Raw genomic sequence first — 19,634 nt, 5'->3', positions numbered from 1 at the left:
CACAGCACCGCCCTGTGTGGGGGAGGGTCATCGGCCCACCTTGTTCTTGATCAGGCCGGCGAACTGGCGGACCTCAGGCACGCGGAGAGCCAGGGCGGTCGCCGCATAGGCGGCCAGCAGGACGGCACAGCCGACGAGGAGCTGCACGAAACTGGTGATCTTGCCTGGATCGAGGATCTTGCCGATGGCCCAGGAGACGGCGAGGGCGAGCACACCGCCGACGGCCGCGGCGGCCGTGAGGCGGCCCAGGGTGTCGGCGACCTTCCCCAGGCCGAGCCGGCCCAGGCGGGTGCGCAGCAGCCAGTAGCCCATCACCAGGGCCGCGACGAACGAAAGCGCCGTGCCCACCATCAGCGAGGCCGTCACGGCCGCGATCGGCAGGATGAAGTAGAAGGCGACGTCCAGCAGCAGCCGGACGGCCACGCCGCCGATGTTGACCAGGGCGGGCGTGCGCGTGTCGCGCATCGCGTAGAAGACGCTGGTCTGCATCTGGCTCAGCGCGAACGGCAGCAGGCCCAGCCCCGCCGCGCTCACCACCCAGCCGGTCGCGAGGGCTGTGTCGTAGTCATACTGCCCCCAGTTGAACAGCGTGACTGCGAGCGGCTGGCCCAGCACCAGGTAGATGGCGGCGGCCGGGATGAGGATCACCGACGCCAGCCGGGTGCCCTGGGAGAGCTGGTCGGTGACGTCGCCGAACCTGCCGTCGGCCGCCGCGGACGAGATGCGCGGCATCAGCGCGGTGATCACGGACACGGCGACGATGCCGTGGGCCATCATGAAGATCAGGAACGCGTTGTTGAAGATCGCGGGCCCGTCGCCGCCGCGCAGGGAGTTGTTCTTCGCGAGCACCATCACGACCGTGATGCCGATCTGGTTCACCGCGACGTAGAGCAGCATCCAGGTGCCGAGGCGGCCCAGCTCGCCCAGGTTGAGCTTGCGGAAGTCGAACCGCCACTTCCAGCGGAAGCCCGTCTTGCGCATCGCCGGCCACAGCCCCAGCGACTGGATCACGATGCCGAGCGTGGTGCCGATGCCGAGCACCAGGACCTGCGGCAGCGTGATCGACTCGGGCGTCGGCAGGTTGGGGCCGGGCAGCAGCACGAAGACGCCGGCCGTGGCGATGATCACGACATTGTTGAGGATCGGTGTCCACATGGGGGCGGCGAAGTGCCCCCGCACGTTGAGGATCGCGGCGAAGATGCCGGCCAGCCCGTAGAAGAAGATCTCGGGCAGCAGCAGATACGCCAGCAGGGTGATCAGGTCGCGGTCGGTCGCCGTGACCCGGTCGTTGCCCAGCGTGTAGACCGCGGTGAGCAGTGGCGCGGCCAGGATCACCACCAGCGTCGCCGCGCCGAGCGCGACCACCGCCAGGGTCAGCAGGCGCTGCGCATAGGCCTCGCCCCGGTCGGGCTCCTGCTTGCGTGCCCGCACGAGCGTCGGGATCAGCACGCTGGCCAGGACGCCGCCGAGCAGGAGCTCATAGATCTGGTTGGGCAGGTTGTTGGCCAGCGTGTAGTCGTCGCCGACGGCGAAACCGCCGATCGCGGCCGAGATCGCCGCGGCCCGCAGGAAGCCGGTGGCACGGCTCACCAGGCTCAGGATCGCCATGGTGCTGCTGTTGCGCACGACCGTGCCGGTGCTCTCGTCGTCCTCACCGGGGCCGGGCGCCGGCGCGGACTGCTCCACCTGCGGAGCGTCGGCGGTCACCTCAGGGCTGGGCGTGACCAGCGGAAGGTGCACCGTCGGGGCGTTGGCGGGGTCCACCGGCTCCGGAGCCCTGTGGGCGCCCTCGCTCACCGGCCGCAGCACCGCCGTCGGCTCGTTGCTCCAGCGCCCGTCGTCTGCCGGGTCCATCCGCCACACCCCAACTCGGCCGTGCTTCCGCTCGCAGCACAGACCATAGTGGCACCCCCCGACATTTCCACCGCCCGACCGAGGAGCCGACAAAAGGCGCGACCTCGCGCCGACACGGCGACTACCCTCAGTGTCCGCTCCTTGCCCACCGCACGCGCCCTCGCGATAGGCTCACCGACCGATGCCCGAAACCACACCAACCGAAGCCGCACGCGCCGAAGCCGCACGTACAGAGGCCGCGCGCGCCGAAGCCGAAGCCGCACGTGCAGAGACCGCACGCGCTGGAAGCGCACGCGCCCTCACCGACGCCCAGCGCCGTGCCGTGCGCGAGCTGATGCGCGTCTCCCCCGTCGCCGACGAGCTCGGCCGCCGGTTCGCGGCGGCAGGGCACGAGCTGCACCTCGTCGGCGGTTCGGTGCGCGACGCGCTCCTCGGGCGCCTCGGCGACGACCTGGACTTCACCACCGACGCCCGCCCCGAGCAGACGCTGCGGATCATCGACGGCTGGGCCGAGGCGGTGTGGACGACCGGCCAAGAGTTCGGCACGATCGGGCTCGCCCGCAAGGGCCTGCGCATCGAGGTCACCACGTTCCGCGCCGACGCCTACGACCGCGTCAGCCGCAACCCGATCGTCCAGTACGGCGACAGCCTGGTCGACGACCTGCGCCGCCGCGACTTCGCCGTCAACGCGATGGCCGTCTCGGTGCCGGGGCACGAGTTCACCGACCCGTACGGCGGCCTCACCGACCTCGCCGAGCGCGTCCTGCGCACGCCGGGCGCCCCGGAGGAGTCGTTCGCCGACGACCCGCTGCGGATGCTGCGGGCCGCACGGTTCGCCTCGCAGCTGCAGTTCACCGTTGCGGCAGATGTACGCGCGGCGATGACCGCCATGTCCGGCGACCTGGCACGGATCACGGCCGAGCGGATCCGTGACGAGTTCGTCAAGCTCATGTGCGGCGCCGACCCGATCACGGGCCTGCGGCTGCTGGTCGACACCGGCCTGGCGGAGACGTTCCTGCCGGAGCTGACCGGTCTCAAGCTGGAGATCGACGAGCACGCCCAGCACAAGGACGTCTACGAGCACACCTTGATCGTCGTCCGCAACGCCATCGCCCACGAGACCGCCGGCGCGGACTTCACGCTGCGCATGGCCGCCCTGATGCACGACGTCGGCAAGCCGGCGACCAAGGCGGTCGGCCCGGACGGCGGCGTCAGCTTCCACCACCACGAGGTCGTGGGCGCGCGGCTGACCAAGCAGCGGATGAAGGCGCTCAAGTTCCCCAAGGACGTGATCTCGGACGTCTCGGAGCTGGTCATGCTGCACCTGCGCTTCTACGGGTACGGCCGCGGCGAGTGGACCGACTCGGCGGTGCGCCGCTACGTGACCGACGCCGGGCCGCTGCTGCCGCGCCTGCACAGCCTGACCCGGTCGGACGTGACGACCCGCAACCGGCGCAAGGCGGCGCAGCTCGCGGCCGACTACGACGCGCTGGAGGCCCGGATCGCCCGGATCGCCGCCGAGGAGGACCTGGCCCGCGTCCGGCCCGACCTCGACGGAAACGCGATCATGGAACTGCTCGGGGTGCCGCCCGGCCCGCTCGTGGGTCGGGCCTGGCGGCACCTCAAAGAGCTGCGGCTGGAGCGCGGTCCGCTCGACCGGGACGAGGCCGAGGCCGAGCTGCTGCGCTGGGCTGCCGCCGAGGGCATCACGAAACCCTGATCTCCGTGATCTTCACGGCCAGCTTCGGCGCGCCGTCGGCACCCCCCGTGGTGGTGCCGGCGGCGGCGATCCGGTCCAGCAGGTCCAGACCGCTCGTCACCTGGCCGAACACGGAGTAGTCCGGCGGGATGTCACTGTCCTTGTAGACGATGAAGAACTGCGAACCGTTCGTGCCCGGCCCGGCGTTCGCCATGGCGAGCGTGCCCCGCGGGTACGGTGGCAGCGTCGTCGGCAGGTTCTCCTCGCCGAACTGGTAGCCCGGCGTGCCGGTCCCCGTGCCGCCCGGGTCGCCGCACTGCAGCACCCACAGCCCCTCGGTCGTGAGCCGGTGGCAGGGCGTGTCGCTGTAGAAGTCGTCCCGGGACAGGTGGACGAACGAGTTGACCGTGCAGGGCGCGCGGTCGGCGTACAGCTGGATCCCGATCGCACCGAGGTTGGTCTCCAGCGTGGCGTTCGGTTTGCCCTTCAGCGTCGCGCGCGGCGCGGGCGTGGCCACCAGGCGGGGCTCACCGCCGCCCCGGTCCGCGGGCGAATACGTGCACGTCACGCCCGCACCCGGCGCCGACGAGGGCGCCGCGCCGGTCGGGCCGGCCGCCGCGGGACCGCGACCCGTGCCGTTGCCGGCGGTCGGCGCCGTCTGGGGTGCCGTCTCGGCCGTCGACGCCGCCACGGAGACGACCGGGCCGGCGGTGGTGTCGACCGATTCGTTGGCCCGCACGTACAGCAGGACGGTGGCGGCCCCGCTCAGGATCAGCAGCGCGGCGGCCCCGCCGACGACGGGGATGACCCAGCGTCGTCGCTTGCCCTGCCCGGGCGGACCACCGGAACCAGGACCGGTCCCGGCCGGACCGGCAGCGGGCCCAGCGGGACCGGGCGGCGCACCGAAGGACGGGCCGTGGGAAGGACCCTGCGAAGGGCTCGCCGGGCCGGGACCCTGCGAAGGGCCGCGGGGAGCGCCATAGGGCTCACCCGGCGGATGGATGTCCGGCACGTCGTCGGCGGTGTACGCCGGACGCAGCCACGCGGGAAGGGTCGGGTCCGGCGCCGACGGCGGCAGCGGCTCGGCGAGCTCCTGCGGTCGCGGCGCACCGGGCCGCGGCGGCTCGTAGCCCGGCACGTCGTGCTCCGGCGGCGGCTGATGGGCGGCCGACGCCAAGGACGGGAACCCGTACACGGGCTCCCGGTACTCGTACTCGTCGTAAGCGCCGGGCTCGTGCGCACGGGACGGCAGTGACGGCCGCACCGGCGGCCCCGACTCCAGCTCGAACCGACGCGGACCGCGGGGGTCCTGAGCGCCGCGAGGGTCGCGAGCGCTTCGAGGGTCGTGCCCGGAATCGGGATCCGGCGGCGAAGCGGACAAAGGCGGTGGAGGCGATGACATTATGTGATCATACGATTACAAACAGCTCAAAGCGGCAGTGCTACCGCCAACGCCTTCGCCCGTTCCGCCCAGGAGTGCTGCTCGGCGAACGCCTGCCGCCGAGCCACCAGTGCCGGGTCGTGCGCCTCGGCCGCCGCCTCCCGTACCGCGGCCACCACCGCCTTCGGAGTGCCCGCGATCCGCACGAGCGGGGTGTCGAGCCAGTGCACCGCCGGCAGGTCGGTGCTCACGGGCGGCTTCCCGGCCGCGAGGTACTCCAGCGTCTTGAGCGGGAACGACGCCCGGTTGAAGGGCGTGTCACGGTACGGCGTGACGCCCACGTCGATGTGCCGCAGGAACGTCGGCAGCGTCTCGAACGGCTGCCGGCCGACCCAGACGACGTTGGGCCGCTCGGTCAGCGCCGGGAAGCGGGCCGGCTCCCAGCGGTCGTCGTGCGGCCCGACCAGCAGCAGCGACACGCCGTCGTCGGCCAGGGCGGCGAGCAGCTCGAAGTCGGTGCGGTCGGAGAACTGGCCGATGACCCCCGCCACCGGCCCGGCGAGCGGCTTCGGGAGCGCGGCCGGCTCGCCCGGGGTCCGGTAGGCCGAGGTCTGCACGCCGTTCGGGATCAGCTCGACGCGCTTGGCGCCCAGTCCCGCCCAGCGCTCCGCCAGTACCGTGGAGACCGCCACGACAAGATCGGCGTTGTCCAACTGCCGTCGCTCGTCCTCGGCGACCCGCGCCGCGTCCTGCCCCATGAGCTCCGCGCCGGCGACATAGTCGTCGGTGCCGTAGAGCACCTTGGCCACCCCGGGGCCCCAGCTGCGCAGGACGTCGACGAGGTTGCAGGCCATCACCGCGGCCGGCCGGCGGTCGAGTTTGCGCAGCGCCCAGCGGGTCTGCGAGCGGATCAGCGCCGCGGTGCTGACCTTGATGTAGGGGCGGGTGTGCAGCGGCAGCACCCGCGGCGTCAGCCGCGTCACACCGTCGGACACCTGACGGATCTGCGGGGAGACGCCCAGACGCGAGGCGCCGTAACGATAGCGGTCCGGAGTCGCCGCAGAGATCGGCGGATCGACCCAGAGAATGTCAGCATGAGTGGTGAGCGCCGAGGCGAGCAGCCGGTCAGAGCCGGTCACCCCGTCCCACGACGTTCCGGCGAAGACGACGACCAGCGGCTGAGGCACGGCTCACATTCTCCTGGAGGACACCTGGCCGGTTCAACGCTGTCGGAACTCTGACCCCGGTTGGGTCGTGGATGTGGCGATTCAGCCGGTTCTGCGCGTAGACCGGGTCAGCTACCGTCGCTACACGTTCCCCTCTTTCGGCCGCAGCACGTTCGTGGTGCCGGCCACCCCTGAACACTCTGGAGGCAGACATGCAGCCGTGTCCTACCTGCGGCGGCATGGGCATTGATACGAACGGTTACTGCACGCAGTGCCGCACCTATCGAGGCGTCCCGCAGGCGCCGCAACCGCCGGTGAGCGGCTCGCCCTACGGTGGCGACTCGTACGGCGCGCCCTATGCCGGCTACCAAAGCAGCGGACCCTCGTTCCCCGACCAGCAGGTCAGCGGGCCGGGCTACCCCGGCCAGGTCAGCGGGCCGGCCTACCCCGGCCAGGTCAGCGGCCAGCCTGCCTACCCCGGCCAGGTCAGCGGGCCGCCGGCGTTCCCGCCGAGCACCTACGGCGGCCAGTACGGCGCGTCGCCGACCCCGCCGCGGCGCAACAAGTTCATGATGCCGCTGATCGCGCTGTCCGGCGTGGTCGTGGTCCTCGTGATCGCGATCGTCGCCGTGGTCGCGCTGCGCGGCAAGGACGAAGACCCGAAGAACGTCGCCGACCCGGGCAAGACCACCGGCACCACCGCCGGTGCGAGCGCCGGGGCGAGCACCAAGCCGAGCGCGGCGATCGACTCGTGCTTGATCGGCTCCTGGACGACCACCAGCTACAGCTCGACAACGCCGATGGATGGCGTCGAGGGCGGCCTCAAGCTCACGCTGGACAAGAACGGCTCGAAGCTGAAGTTCAACGCCGACGGCACCTACACCGAGACCTACAAGGACAGCGTCTACAAGGCCAACCCGACGATCTCCGGCACAACGGTGGCGATCACGGCCACGGTCAACGCGACCGTCACCGCGACGGTGCACACCACCAGCGGCAGCATCGTGTACGAGGACGTGCAGGCCACCGGCAAGATGGTGGTCGCCGTCCCGTCCACCGGCAACAGCGAGGAGCAGCAGTTCGAGGCCGACGACACGCCGAGCAAGTACACGTGCAACGGCAGCATCCTGTCGTTCTCGAACACGACGACCCAGGTGCAGGCGAAGAAGGACAGCTGAGGCTACGGATACGTGAGCTGTTTCCCGCCGGGTTGTGCGATGTCGTCGCCGACCCGGCGGGCCCACCGGCCGCCGAGCACCGCGTAGCCCACGGCGGTCAGCACGTAGCAGATCGCGACCCCGCTGAGCACCACCGCCGACTGGCCGGTGTAGGGCAGGGTCAGCGCGCCGATGTACATGCCGGCGACCAGCATGATGTTGAACGCGGTGTCGTTGATGCTGAATACCCGCCCGCGGAACTCGTCGGCGCACTCGTGCTGCAGTGACGTGTCCGTGACGATCTTGATCGCCTGGGCCGCGAGGCTGGTGACGAACACCGCCCCGAGCAGCAGCACCGGATCGAAGGGCAGCCCGAAGCCGAGGAGCGCCGCGCCCGTGGCCGCCAGCACGACCGCCACCCAGCGCCAGCCGCCCATCCGGCGGGCCACCGGCGGCGTCACGAAGGACGCCAGCACCATCCCGACGCCGCCTGCGGCGAAGGCGTTGGCGATGGTACCGAAGGAGTCGCTGACCTCGCTGCCGGTGTTGAACACGGAGCGGAAGAGCAACAGGCAGGCCAGCAGGACCACGCCGTACAGCAGCCGGAACACCGCCTGCACCAGGACGAGATAGGCGGCGCCGCGCTTCGCCGCGAGGTGGCGGACCCCGGCGACGGTGCCGCGGTTGACCTCGCCGACCGCCTGCCGGATCGAGCTCTTGGTCTGCTGCGCGGCGTCGGGCCCCAGCTCGTCGGCGGCGAACGACGCCCGGCCGATCAGCGCGGACGCCAGGTAGAAGCCGGCGGCGATCGAGGCGACCAGCGCATAGCCGTGGAACGACGTGGCCAGCACCGTCTTGATCAGGGCCGCGCCGGCGCCGATGCCGACGGAGAAGCTGAGCGAGCCGAGCGTCGCGGCGAACGAGTTGGCGGTCACCAGCATGTTGTCGTCGACGACGTGCGGGGTCGCCGCGGACAGCCCGGCCAGGAAGAACCGGTTCAACCCGGTGACGACGAGCGCCAGCAGGAACGGCACCGGCGACTCGTGGCCCTGCCAGATGTACAGCGCGATCGGCAGCACCAGGACGGCGCGCAGCAGGTTGGCCCGCAGGATGATCGTGCGCCGCCGCCACCGGTCGAGGAACACCCCGACATACGGCCCGATCAGCGAGTACGGCAGCAGGAGGACGGCGAATCCGGCGGCGATGGCCATGCCGCCGGCGCGCTGCTCCGGGTTGAACAGCACCGTGCCGGCCAGCGCGCCCTGGAACAGGCCGTCGCCGATCTGCGCCACCGTCCGCACGCCGAGCAGGCGGCGGAAGCCCCGTTGCCGCAGGACCGCCCGCACGAAGTGTGACTGTGGACGGGCGGAGGCGGTGGCGGTGGACACGCCAAAAGCCTACGGCCCGTTCAGGTCTTTGGCGGCTCGACCGCACCCCGGCCGTGGGTGGGCCCGCTGCCGGCGGGCCCACCCACGGCTTCTGCGCCTCGACGGCGGCTCGGCCGTCGAGCGGGTCTGTCAGGCTTGCCGGGGCTTCGGCGCCTCGACCGCGGCACGGCCGTTGGCGGGCTCGTCCGAGACCATGCCACTGAGGCGGCCGAGCAGTTTGGCCAGGTCGATGCCGGTCAGGTCGGTGCTGAGCTGCAGGCCCTGGGCGACGTTGCCGGCCACCGACTTCGTCAGCGACGACGCGCCGTCGGTGGAGATGACGGTCATCTTGTCGATGTTGGACATCGGCTCGCTCGCGGCCTTGACCACCTCCGGCATCACCCGCACCAGCAGGTCCAGGATCGCGGCCTCACCGTACGCGGCGAACGCGTCCGCCTTGAGCTTCATCGCCTCGGCCTCGGCCTGGCCGCGGGCCAGGATCGCCGACGCCTCGGCGGCACCCTCGCGCTCCAGGGCCTCGGCGATCGCGACGCGCCGGCGCTGCTCCGCCTCGCCCTCCTTGGCGCCTTCGATCGCGTTGGCCTCGGCGAGGGCGGCCCGCCGGGACCGCTCGCCCTCACCGGTGAGGCGGGCCTGCTCCGCGGAGCCCTGCGCCGCGGCGATGACGGCCTGCCGCTGCGCGTCGGCCTTGAAGATCGCGGCGTTCTTCGCCGCCTCCGCTTCCTGCTCCACCCGGTAGCGCTCGGCGTCGGCCGGCTTGCGGACCTCGGTGTCGAGCTGGCGCTGCTTGAGCTCGGCGTTGCGCTCGGCGACCTTCTGCTGCTCAGCCAGGATGACCTGCTCGCGTTCGGCCTGCGCCAGCGGGCCGGCCGCGGCGGAGCGGGCCTTGGCGGCGTCGATCTCCGCCTGGATGGCGGCCTGCTTGAGCGCCAGGTTGCGGTTGGCCTCGGCGATGGCCTCCTCCGCCCTGAGCCGCTCCGACTCGGCCGCCTGGCGGGCGTGCGCCTCGGCGATCGCGGCGTCCCGCAGCACGCGGGCGGCCTCCGGCCGGCCGAGATCCTTCAGGTAGGACCCGTCGGCGAGGATGTCCTGGAGCTGGAACGTGTCGAGCACCAGACCCTGGTTGGTCAGCGAGTGCTCCGCCTCCTCGGCGACCGCGCTGGCGAACGCGGTCCGGTCCCGGATGATCTCCTCGATGGTGAGCCGGCCGACGATCGAGCGCAGCGCGCCGGCGAGCACCTCGCTGGTGAACAGGTCGATGCCCTGCTGCTGGTTGAGGAACCGCTGGGCGGCGGCGCGGATCGCGTCCTCGGTGCCGCCGACCTTGACGATCGCGACGCCCTGCAGGTTGGCGCGGATGCCCTGCTTGCTGACCGCGCCGGTGATCTCGACGTGGATGCGGCGGCTGGACAGGTCCAGGACCTGGAGCTTCTGCACGATCGGCACCACGAACACCGAGGCGCCCATGACGACCTTCTGACCGGACAGGTCGGTGGAGCGCGACCCGTCGAGCGCCTGCACCGACTTGCCCTTGCGGCCGGTGATGATGAACGCCTCGTTGGATCCGGCGACCTTGATCCGCGCGACGATGAACAGCATCAGGAAGAGGATCAGCAGGACGCCGCCGCCGATCGCGATGAGCAGGACCGTATTCATATGTACAACCCTTCTGTTAAAGGGGTTCCTCGACCTACAAAGGGGTTTCTTCGACAATCACGCTGGTGGAACTGGTTGCCTCGACCACGAGGACCCGCGTGCCGAGCGCGATCGGATGGTCCGCGCGGGCGCTGAGCTTCACGGGCTGCCCGCCGAGGGAGATCCGCACCTCGCCGAAGCCGTTCGCGGTGATCGGGGTGACGATCACGCCGGTGGTGCCGATCATGTCCCGCTGCGTCGGTGTCGCGTCGGTGCGCATGTTCATCGCCATCCGGGCGAGCCGGGTGGCGAACCAGGCGGTCGGCACGGCGGCTACCAGCCCGCCGAGGGCAGCGACGGCCGAGCCCCCGGGGACGCCGAGCGCCGACACGATCGCCGCGCCGAATCCGAACGCGCCGATGAACCCGGCGATCGCCGGAAGTGAGAACAGGCCGCCGGCGTCTGGGTGGTCGACGTCGAAATGGAAGAGGTCGCCGAGCAAAAGCGACAAGGCCAGCACGAGGATGCCCAGGCCGCCGACGATCAGGAACACCACGTCCATTGCGCCCCCTCCCCGTTGGAACTAGCAGGGTATCCATCAGACGCAAATCTGACACTCGCGTTTTCGGGCACAATTGACGGCGTGCGTTGGGCGGAGATGCAAGCGCCGATCGATGCGGTCGGGATCGCGGTGGACGACACCGGTGTGTGCTCGGTGCGTTTCGGCGGCGCGGCCGGCCCGCTCGCCCCCGCCGGCGATCCGGTGCTGGAGCGGGCCGTCGAGGAGCTGACCCGCTACTTCGGCGGGGAATCTGCGCCGTTCACGGTGCCGCTGTCAGTGCGCGGCGGGTCGGAGTTCGAGCGGGCCGTCTGGCGGGCGCTGTGGGCCATCCCGTATGCGGAGATGCGCACGTACGGGCAGATCGCCGCCGCGGTCGGCGAGCCGGACGGGGCCAGGGCGGTCGGGGTCGCCTGCAACCGCAACCCGCTGCCGATCATCGTGCCGTGCCATCGCGTGGTCGGCGCCGACGGGAAGATGGTCGGGTTCGGCGGCGGCATCTGGCGCAAGAAGGTGCTGCTGGAGCTGGAGGCCAAGGTGCGCATCGAGCGCGAGTTCGGCCTGCTCTGACGCCGAACAGGGCCCCTCCTGACGGAGGGGCCCTGTTCATGAGGCGTGGTTCAGCGCTCGATCTCGCCGGCGATGAACTGCTCGACCGACTGGTGCGCGTCGTGGTCGTTGTACTGCACCGGCGGCGACTTCATGAAGTAGCTCGACGCGGACAGGATCGGGCCGCCGATGCCGCGGTCCTTGGCGATCTTCGCGGCGCGCAGCGCGTCGATGATGACGCCGGCCGAGTTGGGCGAGTCCCAGACCTCGAGCTTCAGCTCCGCGTTGAGCGGGGTGTCGCCGAAGGACTTGCCCTCGAGGCGGATGTAGGCCCACTTGCGGTCGTCGAGCCACGGCACGTGGTCCGACGGGCCGATGTGGACGTCGGACTTCGCCATCTCGTGCGGGATCTGCGAGGTCACCGACTGGGTCTTCGAGATCTTCTTCGAGACCAGGCGGGTGCGCTCCAGCATGTTCATGAAGTCCATGTTGCCGCCGAAGTTGAGCTGGTACGTGCGCAGCAACTCGACGCCGCGGTCCTCGAACAGCTTCGCGAGGGCGCGGTGCACGATCGTGGCGCCGACCTGGCTCTTGATGTCGTCGCCGACGATCGGCAGCCCGGCGTCGGTGAACTTCTGCGCCCACTCCGGGTTGGAGGCGATGAACACCGGGAGCGCGTTGACGAAGGCGGCGCCCGCGTCGATCGCGGCCTGGGCGTAGTACTTGGCGGCCTGCTCCGAGCCGACCGGCAGGTAGCAGACGAGCACGTCGACCTGAGCCTCGCGCAGCGCGGCGGCCACGTCGACCGGCTGCTCGTCGGACTCGTCGACCATCTCGCGGTAGTACTGGCCGAGGCCGTCGAGGGTCGGTCCGCGCTGGACGGTCACGCCGGTGGGCGGCACGTCGCAAAACTGGATGGTGTTGTTCTCGCTGGCGCTGATCGCGGCCGCGAGGTCCTGGCCGACCTTCTTCGCGTCGACGTCGAACGCCGCGACGAACTGCACGTCACCGACGTGGTAGTCGCCGAACTTGACGTGCATGAGACCCGGTACCCGGTCATTCGGGTCGGCGGTGCGGTAATACTCCACGCCCTGGACCAGGGACGAGGCGCAGTTGCCTACACCGACGATGGCAACGCGGACGGAGCCCATCGCGGATGCCTCCTTCTTGTCGTTCACGATGACCGCTCCGGATCTGCCGAAGGCGGCTGAGGGGTGGTGCCATTGCGTTCGTTCGCAATGAGCTCTTCGAGCCAGCGGACCTCGCGCTCGCACGCGTCCAGGCCGTGGCGTTGCAGCTCCAGGGTGTAGGCGTCGAGCCGCTCAGCGGCCCTGCTCAGCACCTCGCGCATGCCCTCGCGACGCTCCTCCACCCGGCGGCGGCGGCCCTCGAGGATCCGCAGCCTGGTCGCCGGGTCGGTGCGTGCGAAGAAGGCGAAGTGGACGCCGAAACCCGCCTCGCTGTCGTAGGTCTCGGGGCCGGCGGCGGTGAGCAGCTCCTGGAAGCGCTCCTTGCCCTCGGCGGTGATCGTGTAGACCACGCGGCCGCGCTTGCCGGTGAGCAGTGGGACCTCGTCGGGTGATGCCGGCATGCCAGTCGGCGGGGCACCTTCGGTGATCCAGCCGTCCGTCTGTAGACGGCGCAATGTGGGGTAGAGGGAGCCGTAGCTGATCGCGGCCCGGAACGCGCCCAGCTTGGTCGTGAGTTGCTTGCGCAGCTCGTAACCGTGCATCGGGGACTCGTGCAGGAGACCCAGGATCGCCAGTTCGAGCATTCCCGGCCTCCCTCCGTTTACCCGATCCGATGTATCGGCCCGATACATCGCAACGGTAGGCCCCCAGCCGAACGGATGCAACGCGAGTACCGAAGTGGCTTGGACCACACCGCCGATCGTCTATCCGACGGTTACCGATCGTGACCGATGTCGCCGAGCGGCGCGGGACCGCGTACCCTCGGCGCATGCGTACCCAGCGTCAGGTGGTCGACTTCTCCTTGCGGAGACGCGCCCTGCTGCGTGAGGTGCATTCCGGGCGTGTCGGCACCTATGAGGTGTGCGACGCGTCGCCATACCTGAAGAGCGCAGCGAAGTTCCACGGTGAGCCGACGGAGGAGCTGTGCCCGGTGTGCCGCCGGGAGAACCTCACCCATGTGCATTACATCTATGGGGATGAGCTGCGGCAGTCGTCAGGACAGGCCCGCCGCCTGACCGAGCTGCCACTCCTGGCGATGACGCTGAGTGAGTTTCACGTCTACGTGGTGGAGGTCTGCCGCGCCTGCGGCTGGAATCACCTCGTGGAGCAGTATCTGCTGGGGCGCGACGGCCTGACGGCCGGATCGGACGATGGAGCCGGCGGTCGGTCCACGACGCGGGTCCAAGGAGGGGCGGCGGAGTGAACCTGGCCCGCGATCGCAGCGGGCCGATTTACATCGATGCCCTGGCGAGCGGTGACGTCTCGCGGCCTCACGGCCGCTTGACGGCCGGGACCGCAGACTTGAGACCTGACCGACGAGTGCCTCAGCTCACAGACATGGTGGCGACGGAGCATGCGACAACGACGCAACCGGCAAGGTGGGACGAATGAACTACGGTGACCCGACCAACTCCCCCTCGGGCCGGGCGCAGGTTCCTGGATCTTTTCCGGGGCCGGACGGTGACGACTTCGGCATTCCTCCCCTACCGCCGCCGCCACCCCTGCCGCCACCTGCGCCTTCCTCGCCCGCGCCGAGCGCCGGCGCCGCGGGGCGGGCGACGGTCGGTCGCGCCAGCGTAGGGCGCCCGGGCGGCGACGAGCCGCGCACCGGGCGCGCGTCCGTGCCAGTGCCCGGTGCGTCCGGGTCGGCGTCCGTGGGTTCGGCATCCGTCTCCGGCTCTGCCTCCGTGTCGGGTTCGGCCTCAGTGTCTGGTTCAGCCTCAGTGTCCGGCTCCGCGTCGGTGCCCGGCTCCTCCGCCGGCCGCGCGACGGTCGGCCGGGCCACGGTCGGCCGCGCGTCGGTGTCGATGGGCGCCGAGGGCTTCGGCGACGGGCCGGGCGGTCCAGGTGGCCCGGGTGGCCCCGACGGCCCCGGTGGTGCCGGCGGCAGCGGTCCTGGCCGGGGCCGGAGCAGCAGCGCCAAGGCCAAGCGCCGGCGCCGCCGCAACATCGCCATCGCCGCGATCGCCGCGTTCATCATGATCGCCGGCATCGGCATGGTCGGCGGCACCTATTACTTCGACCAGGTCGGGCTGCCCGAGGACCTGGCCATGGAGCAGTCGACCACGATCTTCTACGCCGACGGCGTCACCCCGATGGGCCGTATCGGCGACAAGAACCGCACGGTCATCCCGATCACCGAGATCCCGCCGGACGTGCAGCACGCCGTCGTCGCGGCCGAGGACAACAGCTTCTACACCAACGACGGCGTCGACTACAAAGGCGTCGTGCGCGCGGCGTGGAACAACGTGACCGGCGGTGACCGGCAGGGCGCCTCGACGATCAGCCAGCAGTACGCGCGGCACTGGGCCGACCTCGAGGGCGTCACCTACGCGCGGAAGCTGCGCGAGGCCGTCATCGCGCTGAAGCTCAACCAGGAGTTCGAAAAGGACAAGATCCTGGAGATGTACCTCAACATCGTCTACTTCGGGCGTGGGGCGTACGGCATCCAGGCGGCATCCATCGCGTACTTCAACAAGCCCGCGAAGGAACTGAGCATGGCCGAGGGCATGGTCCTGGCCGGCATCATCAAGAACCCCGAGGGCAACAACGCCAAGGGCAGCCCCTTCGATCCGAACATCGACAAGCAGCAGGCGACGGATCGGTTCAACTACATCAAGGGCCGGATGCTCGCGCTCAAGTTCGTGAAGCCCGAAGAGGCGGACACGAAGATGGCCTACCCGACGACGGTCATCACGCCGGCCGTGGCCCGGGCCAACGCGGTCAAGACGCAGGGCAGCATGGACAAGCCCGAAGGCCTGATCGTGCACCACGTGCTCGACGAGGTCGCCGCGCTCAAGGACCCGAAGACCGGCGCCCCGCTCTATGAGGGTGTCGACCCCGACGGCAGCAAGAACTTCGACAAGATCCGCAACGGTGGTCTGAAGATCGTCACGACCGTCGACCAGAAGCTGCAGCAGGCCGCGGTCCAGGAGGCGAGCCGCAACCCCGAGTCGCGGATCAACAAGTACCCGGGCAACCTGCAGGCCGCGCTCGTGGCCGTCGAGCCGGGCACCGGCGCGGTCAAGGCCTACTACGGCGGTGACAGCGGCAACGGCGGCGACTTCGCCGGCTACTACAACGACCCGGTGCTCAGCAACGGCGACGACAGCTGCTGCGGCGGCCACCCGCCGGGCTCGACGTTCAAGGTCTACACCCTCGCCACCGGCCTGATGGCCGGCTACACGATCGACTCCTACTGGAACGGCGACTCGCCGCAGCAGTTCCCGGCCAGCGGCCGGACCGCGAAGAACCCGGTCAAGAACGCCGGTGAGGGCGCGGTCTCGTCGCCGAAGTGCAAGTCGGGCGACGGCAAGTGGTGCACCTTGGAAGAGGTCACCGTCATGTCGCTCAACGTGCCGTTCTTCGCGCTCGCCGAGAAGGTCGGCCCGGCGAAGGTGATCGACACCGCCCGCGCGGCCGGCATCACCGACATGTGGGCCAACGTCGACAACAAGTCCAAGAAGATCGACCTCGTGGCCAACAAGGGCTCCGACGTGTTCCCGAAGTACTTCAACACCGAGGTCGCCTTCGGTCAGTACCCGGTGACGGTGCTGGAGCACGCCGGCGGCATCGCCACGTTCGCCGCCCGCGGCGTCGCGGCGAAGACCCACTTCCTGAAGGAGGTGTGGGAGGACGGCAAGAAGACCTACGGCGAGGTGATCAACCCGAAGCGCATCCCGGGCTTCACCGACCAGATGGCCGACGACCTCAACACCGTCCTGCAGGGCGTGCCGAAGCACTACAACCTGAAGCTCAAGGACGGCCGCCAGATCGCCGGCAAGACCGGCACCTGGCAGCTGCGCGACACCACCGCCAACGCGCACGCGTGGTTCGTCGGCTACACCGCCTACGACCCGGGCAAGAAGTCGCCGGGCCTGGCGACCGCGGTGTGGGTCGGCAACAAGGGCGTGGAGGAGAAGATCGTCGACAGCAACGGCAGGGGCGTCATCGGCGGTAACCTGCCCGGCCCGATCTGGCAGGACTTCATGGACAAGGCCGAGGCCATCATGAAGCAGCCGAAGATCAACTTCCCGGGTCCGAAGCACGTCGGCAACCAGGACGTCGGCACCGGCATCTCGCCGCAGCCGAGCCTCCCGGTCGACCCGAACATCCCGGGCGGTGGCCCCGGCAACCCGGGCGGCGGCAACGGTAACGGCAATGGCAACGGTAACGGCAACGGTGGCAACCCCGGTGACACCCAGAGTCCGGGCCCGGGCGGCATCGGCGGCGGCATCATCCCCACGCCGACACGAAGACGCTGATCGAGCAGGCCGAAGATGTGCGGCCACGGTCACGGCGGTATGTTCGCCGGGACCGTGGCCGCTGTCGTTGGGGAGGTCCGTTGGAAGCGGGCAGGCTGAAGGCCGTCCGGTGGGGGCTGCTCGCGCTGTTCGTGGCGCTGGTGGCCTACGCGCACTGGTGGTATGGCATCCGGCACCACTTCTACGACCTCAAGATCTACCGGCAGGCCATCGACTGGTGGCTCGACGGGCACGACCTCTACACGTTCACCAAGCCCGACATGACCCAGGGCGAGCTCGGCTTCACCTATCCGCCGTTCGGCGCGATGGTGCTGGTCCCCTTCGCGCTGCTGGCCAAGAACGCCGCCGTCACCGTCTACGCGATCCTCGCCTGCGCCGGCCTGCTGATCACCACGTTCTGGCTCGTCGCCCCGGCCGCCCGGCGGCACGGCTGGTCGCTGCCCTTCGCGCTGGTGCTGTCGACCGTCGTGTTCACCACGCTCGAGCCGATCCGTGAAACGTTCAGCTTCGGCCAGATCAACGTGCTGCTGATCGTGCTCGTCCTCGCCGACCTGCTGATCCTGCTGCCGCGGGAGAGCCGGTGGGCGGGTGTCCTCATCGGACTCGCCGCCGCCATCAAGCTCACCCCGGCGATCTTCATCGTGTACCTGCTGGTCAGCCGCCGGTACCGGGCGGGAATCACGGCGATCGTCAGCGCCGCCGCCGCCACGTTGCTGGCCGCCGCGGTCGCGCCCCGCGCCTCGTGGGACTTCTGGACCGACACGCTGTGGAAGGGCGAGGGGATCGGCAAGGCGGCGTACATCCCCAACCAGTCCCTGCGCGGGCTGCTCGCCCGATATGACGCACCCGGCTGGCTGTGGGTGCTGCTGGTGCTGGCGGTCGTCGGCGTCGGCCTGTGGCGGGCCCGCCGCGCCGCGCTCGCCGGCGACGAGCTCGTCGGGCTCACCATCGCCGGCTTCGTCGGCTGCCTGGCCAGCCCGATCACCTGGATCCACCACATCTACTGGTTCGCGCCCGCTCTCGTCGTCCTGTTCGACGCCGGCCGGCGATGGCTCGCTGTATTGACCGCTGTCACCGTCGGTGTGGGCATGGTGTCGCTGTACGACCAGGGCCTGCCCGTCGACCCGTGGGGCAAGGGCGTCCTCGGGTTCTTCATCGAGAACTGGTACGTCCTGCTCGCCGTCGCGCTGCTGTTCGCGATGCCGATCCGGCGGGTCGGCGAGGAAACCATGTCGGGTGGTGCACCCGCCTCGGAGGTTGCGACGGTACGGTGATGCGATGCCGCCGACTGTGCGACCCGAGCACCGCCTGAATGACGAGCCCGCCACCTCCGACCGCTTCGTCGGTGGCCTCTCCGAGTCGATCGGTGGGCCCCTGGGCAGTCACGCCGTGCGGACATCGAGCCGTTTCTGGACCCCCGCGCGGGTGGTCCTGCTGCTGATCTGCGCCATGCTCAGCTTCTCCTGGATGCAGAAGTCCCCCTGCCGCGACGGCGCCTGGGCGGACATGAAGCAGTACAAGTACTTCTGTTACACCGACGTCCTGGCCCTCTACTACGCCGAGGGCCTCAACGAGGGACAGGTCCCCTACGCCGACCACCAGGTCGAGTACCCGGTCCTGACCGGCGCCTTCATGGGCGTGCTCGGCCTGCCCGTGCACTCCCTCGGCCAGCAGGGCGCGATCGACAACCCCGGCCAGACCTTCTACGACCTCAACGCCGTCGTGCTCAGCGCCTTCGGCATCGCCGCGGTCGCCGCCACGCTCGCCATCCGGCGCCGGAGACCCTGGGACGCCGCGATGTTCGCCGCAGCACCCGCGATGTTCGTCTCCGCGACGGTGAACTGGGACCTCTTCTGCGTCGGCCTCGCCGCCATCTCCATCGCGTGCTGGGCCCGCCGAAGACCACTGCTCGCCGGTCTCTTCCTCGGCCTGGCGACGGCCGCGAAGTTCTACCCGGTCCTGATCCTCGGCGCCCTCCTGGTCCTCTGCCTGCGCACCGGCAAGTGGAAGGAGGCCCTCGCCACCTTCGGCGTCGGCGCCGGCACCTGGCTCGCCGTCAACGTGCCCGTCGCGGTCCTCTACTGGGACTCCTGGATCAAGTTCTGGGACTTCAACTCCCAGCGTGGCATCGACTGGGGCACCCTCTGGTACATCGGCGCCCACTTCCCGCGCGGCTCCGGCCAGTACGGGTTCCCCTACTTCCAGAACCTCGACACCGACCCTGAGCACGCCACCCTCAATGTGCTCTACCTCGGCCTCTTCCTGATCTGCTGCGCGGGCATCCTCGTCCTGGGACTCACCGCCCCGACCACACCCCGCCTCGCCCAGCTCGCGTTCCTGATCGTGGCCGCGTTCCTGATCACCGGCAAGGTGTGGTCGCAGCAGTACGTGCTGTGGCTCATCCCCCTCGCGGTGCTCGCCCGACCTCGCTGGGGTGCCTTCCTGGCCTGGCAAGCGGCAGAGGTCTTGTACTTCGTCTCGTTCTACGGCGAGCTCATGGGCGCCTCGGGCCGCCAGGTCTTCCCGGAGGGCGTGTTCGTCCTCGCCTCGATCCTGCGCCTGGTGACCCTCGCGGTCCTGGTCGGCTTCGTCATCCGCGACATCAGGCACCCCGAGATGGACGTCGTCCGCGACACCTACGAAGGCGAAGACCCCGACGGCGGCGCCTTCAATCCCGAACCGGCCGAACGCCCACTGATCGAACCCCCACCCCTGGTCAAAGCGGAGGCGTAGCCGCTTCGCCGGCAGCACGTCCGCACTTTCCGCACTTCCGCACTTCCGCACTTCTGCA

Annotated in this window: 15 protein-coding genes; 7 read left to right on the top strand and 8 right to left on the bottom strand. The window is 70.1% G+C overall.

All coding sequences use genetic code 11. From position 1 onward, the window contains the following. Window positions 1-27: 27 nt before the first annotated feature. Complete coding sequence (murJ, locus tag ACFY3L_RS31885) at window positions 28-1,854, bottom strand: murein biosynthesis integral membrane protein MurJ (RefSeq protein WP_389332299.1); 1,827 nt, start codon at window positions 1,852-1,854, stop codon at window positions 28-30. Window positions 1,855-2,176: 322 nt separating this feature from the next. Between murJ and ACFY3L_RS31880 the strand changes: the two genes are divergently transcribed. Next, on the top strand, window positions 2,177-3,574 hold the full coding sequence (locus ACFY3L_RS31880) for a CCA tRNA nucleotidyltransferase (RefSeq protein WP_389332296.1): 1,398 nt from the start codon (window positions 2,177-2,179) through the stop codon (window positions 3,572-3,574). Here ACFY3L_RS31880 and ACFY3L_RS31875 read toward each other — a convergent pair. Both ACFY3L_RS31875 and ACFY3L_RS31870 read right to left on the bottom strand, forming a co-directional pair. Further along, window positions 3,561-4,817 carry a peptidylprolyl isomerase gene (locus ACFY3L_RS31875; RefSeq protein WP_389332293.1) on the bottom strand — a complete coding sequence of 419 codons (1,257 nt, stop codon included), beginning with the start codon at window positions 4,815-4,817 and terminating at the stop codon, window positions 3,561-3,563. The genes ACFY3L_RS31880 and ACFY3L_RS31875 overlap by 14 nt on opposite strands. A gap of 164 nt (window positions 4,818-4,981) precedes the next feature. Further along, a complete protein-coding gene (locus ACFY3L_RS31870; RefSeq protein WP_389332290.1) occupies window positions 4,982-6,121 on the bottom strand; it encodes a glycosyltransferase in 1,140 nt (379 codons plus the stop codon). A gap of 218 nt (window positions 6,122-6,339) precedes the next feature. Here ACFY3L_RS31870 and ACFY3L_RS31865 point away from each other — a divergent pair, with 218 nt between their 5' ends. Then, the gene (locus ACFY3L_RS31865; protein WP_389332287.1) at window positions 6,340-7,278 is read left to right on the top strand and encodes a hypothetical protein; all 939 of its coding nucleotides are present in this window, start codon (window positions 6,340-6,342) and stop codon (window positions 7,276-7,278) included. Window positions 7,279-7,280: 2 nt separating this feature from the next. On the opposite strand, the gene ACFY3L_RS31860 is transcribed toward ACFY3L_RS31865, so the two are convergent. The 3 genes from ACFY3L_RS31860 to ACFY3L_RS31850 all read right to left on the bottom strand — a co-directional run bounded on the left by ACFY3L_RS31860 (window position 7,281) and on the right by ACFY3L_RS31850 (window position 10,842). Further along, window positions 7,281-8,645: an MFS transporter gene (locus ACFY3L_RS31860; protein WP_389332284.1), complete on the bottom strand. Its 1,365-nt coding sequence runs from the start codon at window positions 8,643-8,645 to the stop codon at window positions 7,281-7,283. A gap of 129 nt (window positions 8,646-8,774) precedes the next feature. Beyond that, window positions 8,775-10,301 carry a flotillin family protein gene (locus ACFY3L_RS31855; protein WP_389332280.1) on the bottom strand — a complete coding sequence of 509 codons (1,527 nt, stop codon included), beginning with the start codon at window positions 10,299-10,301 and terminating at the stop codon, window positions 8,775-8,777. 34 nt (window positions 10,302-10,335) lie between these two features. Beyond that, window positions 10,336-10,842: an NfeD family protein gene (locus tag ACFY3L_RS31850; protein WP_389332277.1), complete on the bottom strand. Its 507-nt coding sequence runs from the start codon at window positions 10,840-10,842 to the stop codon at window positions 10,336-10,338. An 81-nt stretch (window positions 10,843-10,923) separates the two neighbouring features. Here ACFY3L_RS31850 and ACFY3L_RS31845 point away from each other — a divergent pair, with 81 nt between their 5' ends. Then, window positions 10,924-11,409, top strand: coding sequence for a methylated-DNA--[protein]-cysteine S-methyltransferase (locus tag ACFY3L_RS31845; RefSeq protein ID WP_389332274.1), 486 nt, complete (start codon window positions 10,924-10,926; stop codon window positions 11,407-11,409). Window positions 11,410-11,459: 50 nt separating this feature from the next. Here the strand turns inward: ACFY3L_RS31845 and ACFY3L_RS31840 are convergent, their stop codons facing one another. Beyond that, window positions 11,460-12,539 (bottom strand): inositol-3-phosphate synthase, encoded by a 1,080-nt coding sequence (locus tag ACFY3L_RS31840; RefSeq protein WP_360569349.1) that lies wholly within the window; start codon window positions 12,537-12,539, stop codon window positions 11,460-11,462. Between the two features lie 23 nt (window positions 12,540-12,562). Further along, window positions 12,563-13,162 (bottom strand): PadR family transcriptional regulator, encoded by a 600-nt coding sequence (locus ACFY3L_RS31835; RefSeq protein WP_389332271.1) that lies wholly within the window; start codon window positions 13,160-13,162, stop codon window positions 12,563-12,565. Between the two features lie 185 nt (window positions 13,163-13,347). Between ACFY3L_RS31835 and ACFY3L_RS31830 the strand changes: the two genes are divergently transcribed. The 4 genes from ACFY3L_RS31830 to ACFY3L_RS31815 all read left to right on the top strand — a co-directional run bounded on the left by ACFY3L_RS31830 (window position 13,348) and on the right by ACFY3L_RS31815 (window position 19,576). Beyond that, window positions 13,348-13,782: a DUF5318 domain-containing protein gene (locus ACFY3L_RS31830; protein ID WP_389332268.1), complete on the top strand. Its 435-nt coding sequence runs from the start codon at window positions 13,348-13,350 to the stop codon at window positions 13,780-13,782. Between the two features lie 520 nt (window positions 13,783-14,302). Next, window positions 14,303-16,843, top strand: coding sequence for a transglycosylase domain-containing protein (locus ACFY3L_RS31825; protein WP_389332265.1), 2,541 nt, complete (start codon window positions 14,303-14,305; stop codon window positions 16,841-16,843). A gap of 80 nt (window positions 16,844-16,923) precedes the next feature. Next, window positions 16,924-18,117, top strand: a complete 1,194-nt coding sequence (locus ACFY3L_RS31820; RefSeq protein ID WP_389332262.1) for a glycosyltransferase 87 family protein — start codon at window positions 16,924-16,926, stop codon at window positions 18,115-18,117. Between the two features lie 4 nt (window positions 18,118-18,121). After that, window positions 18,122-19,576: a glycosyltransferase family 87 protein gene (locus tag ACFY3L_RS31815; RefSeq protein WP_389332259.1), complete on the top strand. Its 1,455-nt coding sequence runs from the start codon at window positions 18,122-18,124 to the stop codon at window positions 19,574-19,576. The last annotated feature ends 58 nt before the right edge of the window (window positions 19,577-19,634 follow it).

Source organism: Dactylosporangium sp. NPDC000521, from assembly GCF_042898305.1.
GTDB lineage: Bacteria > Actinomycetota > Actinomycetes > Mycobacteriales > Micromonosporaceae > Dactylosporangium.
Note: the sequence above shows the minus strand (reverse complement) of the source record. Positions and strands in the feature narration are given on the sequence as shown.